This is a genomic window from Actinocrinis sp. (assembly GCF_035653575.1).
Lineage (GTDB): Bacteria > Actinomycetota > Actinomycetes > Streptomycetales > Catenulisporaceae > Actinocrinis.
Map to the genome: position 1 here is coordinate 1 of NZ_DASRBQ010000012.1, position 7575 is coordinate 7575.

Here is a 7575-nt window from a genome sequence, read left to right on the forward strand (position 1 = left end):
GCGGGCCAGGTTCGCCCGCAACACCGCATCCCGCGTCGAGGCCCGCGCCGCCACCGGAAACGACGGCATACCGACAAAGGTCGGGCTCGTGCTGGTGATGGTCGTGGCAGGCGAAGTATCCGTCACGCCCATACCTTCACATACTCAACGCCCGACCGCCAGAGTCATCCGATGTATTGCCGTCAGCCGGTCAGTCCGGTGACGCGCAACGTGATGTTCAGCCGTCCCGCGGTCAGCCCCGTCGCCGTGTCGCCCGTGCTCGGGTAGACCTTGGGCACCCCGTGATACGCGAACCGGGACGGACCGCCGAAGACGAAGAGATCACCTGACTCGAGCCGGACATCGGTGTACGGCTTTCCACGGTTCTCGTCGTTGCCTAGGCGGAAGACGCAACTGTCGCCGACGCTCATCGACACGACCGGCGCGGCGGAGCGCTCGTCCTTGTCCTGGTGCATGCCCATCTTGGCGTCGCCGTCGTAGAAATTGATCAGCGCGGTGTCCGGCGTGTACTCGGCGGCGCCGTCCAGATAAGCTGCGACAGTGTCCTGATACGCATCGACGAGAGCCCGGCGACCCCACTCGACCAGCCAGTCAGGTAACGGCGCGACACGCTTGCCGTTCACATCATCGGCGGTGCGCGTGTACCGATAGGGCTGCCAATGCCAGCCGAGGCACACCGTCTGCACCGACATCACTCCGCCGCGCGGCAGCCTGGTGTGCCGGATCGGGACCGGCCCGGTGGCCCAGCCCCGGCACGCAGTCACCAGCTCTCGCTGCTGCTCAAGGCTCAGCCAGCCGGGCAGGTGCACGGCGCCCGGCGCGATCTCGGCACGCGGCCGGGGGATCAGGGCACTCATGCGATTGGGCTGGTCCACAGGTAGTGCATCGCGTACGAGCGCCACGGCTGCCAGGCGTGCGCGTCGGCGTCCACGGCCCCGTTGCGCCGCATTGCCGCCTTGATTGCCACATCCCCGACGAGCAGCACGTCCGGATCGCCGAGCCCCCGCATCCGGATGTACCGCGCCGTCCACGGTCCGATCCCGCGCAGCGCGAGCAACTCCCGCTCGGCCTCGTCGCGGTCCACGCCCGGGTCGAGCCGCAGCGCGCCGCCGGCCAGCGCCGCGCCGAGTGTGCGCAGGCTGATTCGTCGCGCCTCGGGCATGCCGAGCGCGTCGAGCGGATTCTCGGCGAGGTCGGCAGGCAGCGGGAAGAGGTGGGTCAGACCGCCGCTCGGCTTGGGGAGCGGCTGGCCATACGCGGCCACCAGCGCCTCGCCGAGCTTTCGGCCAGCCGTCACGGTGACTTGCTGGCCGAGGATCGCGCGCACCGCCAACTCCTGCGCGTCCGCTGCGCCCGGAGCGCGCAATCCGGGCCGCGCCCGGACGAGCGGACCGAGCACCGGGTCCGCGCCTAGTCGCTCGCTTACCGCGTAAGGATCGGCGTCGAGATCGAACAGCCGCCGCAACCGCTGGATCCCGGCGGTCAGGTCCCGCAGCGCGCCGAGGTGCAGCCGGCATTCGAGCCAACCGCCCTCGCCGGTCCGCTCGTCGACCTCTGCGATGGCCGCGCCCGCCGGCAGACGCAGCGTTCGGCGGTAAGTGCGCTCGCCACGCTCGCCGAGCATTTCCTCGACACCCGTGATTGCTCGCCGACCGAGGAAGTCGAACAGCTCAGCCGCCGCGTAGGGACCGCGGAAGGCCAGTCGCAGCGGGATTCCGCCGTTCGCGCCCAACTGGTCCGCCGCAACCTCAACGCTCGAAATCACGGGTACCGCCTGCGCGGCGTCCGGATCGATCTCGGCGGCGCCGGGCCGCGGCTCGGATCCGGCCCGCGCCGCCGACGAGAATTCGCTCGCGCTCAGCCACGGCGCGCTTCCGCCGAAGGCCGACGCCGCCGTCCGCGAGCCCCGCGAACCATTTCGCCGCTGAGCGGCGACCTCCCGCTTCGGCCGCGCCTCGCGCAGCTGCGTCGGGGTAAGCGCGTAGATGGCCCGGATGGTGTCGTTGAACTGCCGGATGCTGTCGAAACCGGCCGCGAACGCGACCTCGGAAACCGGCAACTGCGTGGTCTGCAACAGCACGCGCGCAGTGTGCGCACGCTGGGCCCGAGCAAGCGCCACCGGCCCCGCGCCCACTTCGGCGTTGAGCTGCCGCTGCACCTGCCGCGCGCTGTACCCGAGCCGCGACGCAAGTCCGTTTACGCCTTCGCGATCCACAACGCCGTCCGCGATAAGGCGCATGGCGCGGCCTACCGCGTCGGCCCGCACGTTCCACTCCGGGGAACCCGGTACCGCATCGGGACGGCAACGCCGGCAGGCGCGGAATCCCGAACCTTGGGCCGCCGCAGCGGTCGGAAAGAACCGCACGTTCTCTCTTTTTGGCGTCATCGCGGGACAGCTCGGCCGACAGTAAATACCCGTGGTCAGCACAGCTGTGAAGAACTCGCCGTCGAACCGCGCGTCCCGGCCTCGTACCGCCTCGTACCTGGCATCTTCGTTCATCACAGACACCATCCTCGGTCACCTGACCGCACCGTGCTAGCGGAAATCGGACACGACCATCCGGCCGCCGCTTGTCGACCCGTTCCCTGATCAACCGCCATTGGCCCGTTTGGGCCACCAGACGCGGGTTACCAGGGAAACACAGCTTTACTGGATGGAGGTGGCTGTGATGGGAACGCACACCGTGCACCGAACGGGCGTCCCCGCAAGGAGCCGGGCCGGAGTGGACTTCGGGCGGCTGCTGCTGACGCTGGCCGGATGCGCAGCGGTGATCGTTGCCGCGTTCCTTGACTGGACCCGGTCCATCACCGGGACCGACCTGAGCAACCACGCCCTGGTCAAGACCGAGTTCTTCGCGCAGGGCGACATCGTCAAGAGCGTCGGCGGCATCTCGATCCTGCTCGGCCTGGTCGCGCTCGTCGGCCTCGTCGACCGCACCGGCTGGCTCACCCGCCTGGCCGGAGCGCTCGGGATCGTACTGTTCGTCCTGCTCGCGATCGAGGTCTACCGCTCGGCGCAGCACAGCATGCAGGCCGGCGCCTGGCTGGCGCTCGGCGGCTCGGTCGTGCTCATCATCGCCGGGTTCCTCGGCCAGGAGATCGTCGAGGCGCCGACCGTGGTGGAGCAGGTGAACGCTCCGGAACGCGACCCGTTCGAGGCCCGCAACCGCGAGTGGTGAGAGCCGAAAGCCCGCCAAGCCGCGGCGCGCGACGGCGCGTGTCGCGGCTTGCGCGTTTCCTGACACCTCCGAACGAAGACAAATCCCTGACACCCTGACACCCTGAGAATCAGGAGGCGGCCATGCCGCGCGGATCAAGCCCGAAACGGGAACGCCAGTACGAGCACATCAAGAGCAGCTCCCGCAAGCGGGGCGAAAGCCCGAAGCGGGCCGAGGAGATCGCCGCGCGGACGGTGAACAAGGAGCGGGCGCGCAGCGGCGAGGCCAAGTCCTCCAGCCGCAGTTCGACCCGCGGACCGTCCCCGTCCAGCCGCGGCGGCCAGCGTTCCGGCGGCTCTCGCGGCCCCGGCAGCAGCAGCTCCAGCGGTTCCCGCAGCTCAAGCGGCTCCGGTCAGACCTACCGCGAGCTCTACGCCGAGGCCCAGCGCCGCGACATCAAGGGCCGCTCCACGATGGACAAGGCTCAGCTGGAACGTGCGCTGTCCTCTTCCCGCGGCCGCAAGTCGTAGCCGCGAGCCGTCACAGCGAATGCCACAAGCTGACGAACATGCCGGTCTGAGCAGCGCCGCGGCACCGACCCGAATCGCTTCGGAAACGTGTGCATGCTTCGCGCTTCTCGGGGTACAGCGGCGCTGCTTTCGACCCAAAGCCGGATTCCGGACCCATCACTGCTCGGCGAGACCGGCCGGTTCGCAGATTCATGGAGGTGCCAGGTGACACTTACGGAGGCGACCGCCCCGCCACTTCGGCCCGCGCGCCTTACCGTCGCGCGCCCCGCCGCGCAGGAAACGCGGCAGCGCGACGCCCGCCCCCGCCGGCTGCGCCGCCCGCTGACCGCCCGCGAGATCGAGGTGCTGGCACTGATCGCGGACGGCAAGACGAACGAGGAGGTGGCCGCGCAACTGGGCATAGCCCGGCACACGGTGAAGAGCCACATGGCGCACATCCTGGACGCCCTGGGCGCCATGAACTCCGCTCACGCGGTGGCCATCGCGCACTGCCGCGGCGACTTCGGCCCGCGCCGCAAGATCGCCTGGAACCCGGACGTCTCCTACCGCGAGGTCCAGGTCCTGGAGGGCGTCGCGGTGGGCATGACCGACGTCCAAGTCGGCCGCAAGCTGTGGGTATCGCAGCACACGATTAAGTCGCATCTGCGGCGCATTTACGTCAAGCTCGGCGTCAGCTCGCGCGCGCAGGCCGTGGACACGGCCTTCCGCAGCGGACTGCTGGTCGCCAGGAACCCCGCGAAGCGTTAAGCGCCCTCTTCCCCCGGCGCGACGCTCATTCAGCAGGACACGGATTCACCCGCTGCGAAGCACTCGTCCTTGCGAGCCGGTTCGACGCAGAGCCGGCCGAGTGCCATCGCCACTGGCGACGAGTAGCACGGCACCGGCGACGAGTGCCAGGCCACCGGCAAGGTTCACCAAGCAGCTGCGGCCCGCCTTCGACGGCGCATGTCTCGGCGACGCCAGGGTAGCCGTCGAGGCATGACAGAAGCGATCTTCACGGACGTGATCACGGGCGGTGAGCCGGATGTACGCCTTCCGGGGCCCGAGCCGACCGACCCGCTCACGCCGACCCCCGATCCGCCCGACCCGATGCACCCTGACCCGGCGAGGCCCGAGCCGATCCAGCCTGACCCGGTGCCCGCGCCGCCGCCAGGCCCGCCCGGACCCGATCCCGTGCCACCTAGGCCGGGAGGCCCCGATCCGGCGCCTCCGCTTCCCGAGCCCGACCCGGTGCCGCCACGGCCGCCGGGACCGGATCCCGAGCCGCCGCTGCCGGGACCGACTCCCGGTCCGGCGACCGCGCAGGACGCCCCGCGCAGGCCGGCTGACGACGCCGGATCACAGTCGGAGCCTGAGCCCGAGCCCGGCGGCGCGGCGGACGCCGCGCCCTGGGCGGACGGCTGGAAACGGCCGTGACCGCGCGCGGTTCGGCCACCCTCGTCAGCATCGACGAGCATCGGGTGCGCCTCTCCAACCAGGAAAAGATCCTGTTTCCCGAGGCGGGGTTCACCAAAGGCGACATGGTCGACTACTACCGGCGGATGGCGTCTGTCCTGCTGCCGCACCTGGCCGGTCGCCCGGTGACGCTCAACCGCTTCCCGGACGGCACCGGCGAGTCCGGGTTCTTCAACAAGAACGCTCCGCCGAACACGCCCTCATGGCTGCGCACGGTCACGCTCGCCGCGCCGCACAGCACAAAGGGGCGCGACAAGGTGCGCTACCTCATGATCGAGAGCACGGCGGCGCTGGCCTGGGCCGCGAACCTCGCCGGGATCGAACTGCACGTGCCGCCGTGGCGCGTCGGCCCGCGCGGCGGCATCCGGGGCGTGGACCGGCTCATCTTCGACCTCGATCCGGGCGCTCCGGCCGGGCTGGCCGAGTGCGTTCAAGTGGCGTTGCTGCTGCGAGAAGCGCTGGAGGCGGACGGCATCACGGCGTACCCGGGCGTGTCCGGTGGCAAGGGCATGCACCTGTACGCGCCGATCCGCGAGACCGCACCTGAGCAAGCTTCGGGCTACGCCCACCGCATCGCCTCCGCCCTGGAGAAACAGCACCCTGATCTCGCGGTGACGCAGATGGCGAGGGCCCAGCGGCCGGGCAAGGTGTTCATCGACTGGAGTCAGAACAGCGGCCCGAAGACGACCGTCGCGCCCTACTCGCTGCGCGCAAAGCCGAGGCCCACGGTCGCGGTGCCGCTGCGCTGGCAGGAGGTCGAGAAGGCCGATCCGGGTTCCCTGGTCTTCGAGGCCGCCGACGTGCTCGCCCGGGTCGAACGCGAAGGCGATGTGGCGGCGGCGATCCTGCGCGGTGGCCCCGCGCTGCCAGACGACTGACCGCCGCGCCGAGGCCGGCGAGATATTCCCGGTAACTTGGATTGACCCCGTTTAGCCCCGCGGTTCGCGGTTAACCGATGTGCAGGGCCTGCCGGGTGCCCTCCCCCCTCCCCCGGCGGGCCCCATACTTTTGCCCTCTCCCAGTCGGCAAAGCAGCAAAGACCGAGGGTGCCGCCCGATTCGGGCGGCACCCTCGGTCTTTCGTTCGCTCTCGACCCGCTCAGCGCGATCCGGTCACCGGCGCCTGAGCCGCCGGCGGACGCGCACCGGGCGTCCGGTCAGCGCCGAGACAGGAGCCAGCGAGGAGGGCGCCTCGTAGTCGCCGACCTGCCGGACGACCTGATCGTGGACGGCGCGGTCGTGCGCCGCGTAGCGCTCCATCGGGTCGAGCGGACGGATCACCTCGACCCCGGCGCCTTCCACCAGCGGAATGTCCTGCGTGTCGTCCGGAGCCGCCGGCCGCGCGCTCGTCGTGGCCACCGGATTGCCCACGCCCGTGCTGCTGCCGGTCCCGTCGCCGCCCGATGGGTCGTCGGAGGGCTGACTGTAGGGGACAGGCACCTCAAGCAGCGGCGGCGCCTGGAGTACGGCAGGCGGCGGTGCGGTGGTGATCGGGTTGCCGAACACGTCCAAGATCGGCTCGCCGATCGGCTCCACGACCGCGGCGACGTCCGCCGCCTCGTGGCCCAGCAGCGGGCTGTCGCCGAGGGCGAAGCGGATGACCAGGTCTGCGACGCCGGCCACCATCATGATCAGTCCCGCCGCGTGCAGGTCGAGCCACCTGGGGCTGGACTGGATCGCGAAGGCGAACACGCCGCCGAGCGTGATCACGATCAGTGCTCCGACGAAGCTGGTGCGTCTCATCGGTCGGTATCTCCCTCCCGGCCGCGATCGTCATCCCGGGGTGCCGGGCCGCATCGGACTGGCCGTCAGATTCGACGCCGAGTACCCGCGTGCCGCCAGGCCATGAGCCCCGAACACGCATGACTTGCGCGGGCGCGGTTATTGGACTAGGGCAGGTTGAAGGGGGTCTGGCTCGCCCTGCGAAGGACGAGGGCCGAGATGAGGGAGGAACAGCCGACATGAGTGAGGAACTGTCGCGTCCGCCTGAGCAAATGGCGGCTGAGCACGCAGCGGCGGCACCCGGGGACCACACGGAACACAGCGAGCCCGGCGCGCCCGTCGAACTCGGCGAAAACAGCGAAAACAGCGAAAACAGCGAAAACAGCGAAAACGGCGAGCTCGGTACCTCCGGCGGTGAGGCCGAAGTAGTTCCCGCCGCGGAGCCGGTTGCTGAAGCGGAGCCGGTGGCTGAGGCGGAACCGAAGCCGGTTGCCGAGGCGGAAGCCGCGGCCGAGACCAGGGCAGAAGCGAATCCGGAACCCGAAGCCGGGTCGGAAGCGGAAACCGAGGCAGAAGCAGAAACCGAGGCGCAGCGCGGCGGCCTGCCCAAGGGGTCGATCGCCGCGGTCGGCGAACGGCTCGGCCAACGCGTCGCTCAGGTGAGCGAGGCCGCAGGCGACAAGGTCGCGCACGTCGGCGAGGTCGCTGCCG

The 7575-nt window shown here is 70.3% G+C and carries 8 protein-coding genes and 1 pseudogene; 6 read left to right on the top strand and 3 right to left on the bottom strand.

What is annotated here, in order from left to right:
- Nucleotides 1-182: 182 nt before the first annotated feature.
- Both VFA06_RS01950 and VFA06_RS01955 read right to left on the bottom strand, forming a co-directional pair.
- Entirely contained in the window at nucleotides 183-857 is a 675-nt protein-coding gene (locus VFA06_RS01950; RefSeq protein ID WP_324838599.1) for an alpha-ketoglutarate-dependent dioxygenase AlkB, read from the bottom strand.
- A complete protein-coding gene (locus VFA06_RS01955) occupies nucleotides 854-2500 on the bottom strand; it encodes an AlkA N-terminal domain-containing protein (RefSeq protein ID WP_349260014.1) in 1647 nt (548 codons plus the stop codon). The genes VFA06_RS01950 and VFA06_RS01955 overlap by 4 nt, the downstream gene beginning before the upstream one ends.
- Nucleotides 2501-2669: 169 nt before the next feature.
- Between VFA06_RS01955 and VFA06_RS01960 the strand changes: the two genes are divergently transcribed.
- From VFA06_RS01960 to ligD, 5 genes are all read left to right on the top strand, one after another.
- A complete protein-coding gene (locus VFA06_RS01960) occupies nucleotides 2670-3179 on the top strand; it encodes a sugar:proton symporter (RefSeq protein WP_324838601.1) in 510 nt (169 codons plus the stop codon).
- A gap of 122 nt (nucleotides 3180-3301) precedes the next feature.
- The gene (locus VFA06_RS01965; protein WP_324838602.1) at nucleotides 3302-3688 is read left to right on the top strand and encodes a plasmid stabilization protein; all 387 of its coding nucleotides are present in this window, start codon (nucleotides 3302-3304) and stop codon (nucleotides 3686-3688) included.
- 204 nt (nucleotides 3689-3892) lie between these two features.
- Nucleotides 3893-4435, top strand: coding sequence for a helix-turn-helix transcriptional regulator (locus VFA06_RS01970; RefSeq protein WP_324838603.1), 543 nt, complete (start codon nucleotides 3893-3895; stop codon nucleotides 4433-4435).
- Nucleotides 4436-4666: 231 nt separating this feature from the next.
- Nucleotides 4667-5104 carry a hypothetical protein gene (locus tag VFA06_RS01975; protein ID WP_324838604.1) on the top strand — a complete coding sequence of 146 codons (438 nt, stop codon included), beginning with the start codon at nucleotides 4667-4669 and terminating at the stop codon, nucleotides 5102-5104.
- A complete protein-coding gene (gene ligD, locus VFA06_RS01980) occupies nucleotides 5101-6021 on the top strand; it encodes a non-homologous end-joining DNA ligase (protein WP_324838605.1) in 921 nt (306 codons plus the stop codon). Before VFA06_RS01975 ends, ligD begins: the two co-directional genes overlap by 4 nt.
- Before the next feature lie 234 nt (nucleotides 6022-6255).
- On the opposite strand, the gene VFA06_RS01985 is transcribed toward ligD, so the two are convergent.
- On the bottom strand, nucleotides 6256-6885 hold the full coding sequence (locus tag VFA06_RS01985; protein ID WP_324838606.1) for a hypothetical protein: 630 nt from the start codon (nucleotides 6883-6885) through the stop codon (nucleotides 6256-6258).
- Between the two features lie 218 nt (nucleotides 6886-7103).
- On the opposite strand from VFA06_RS01985, the pseudogene VFA06_RS01990 reads away from it, so the two are divergent.
- Nucleotides 7104-7575 (top strand): annotated as a pseudogene (locus VFA06_RS01990) (hypothetical protein); the annotation flags it as partial.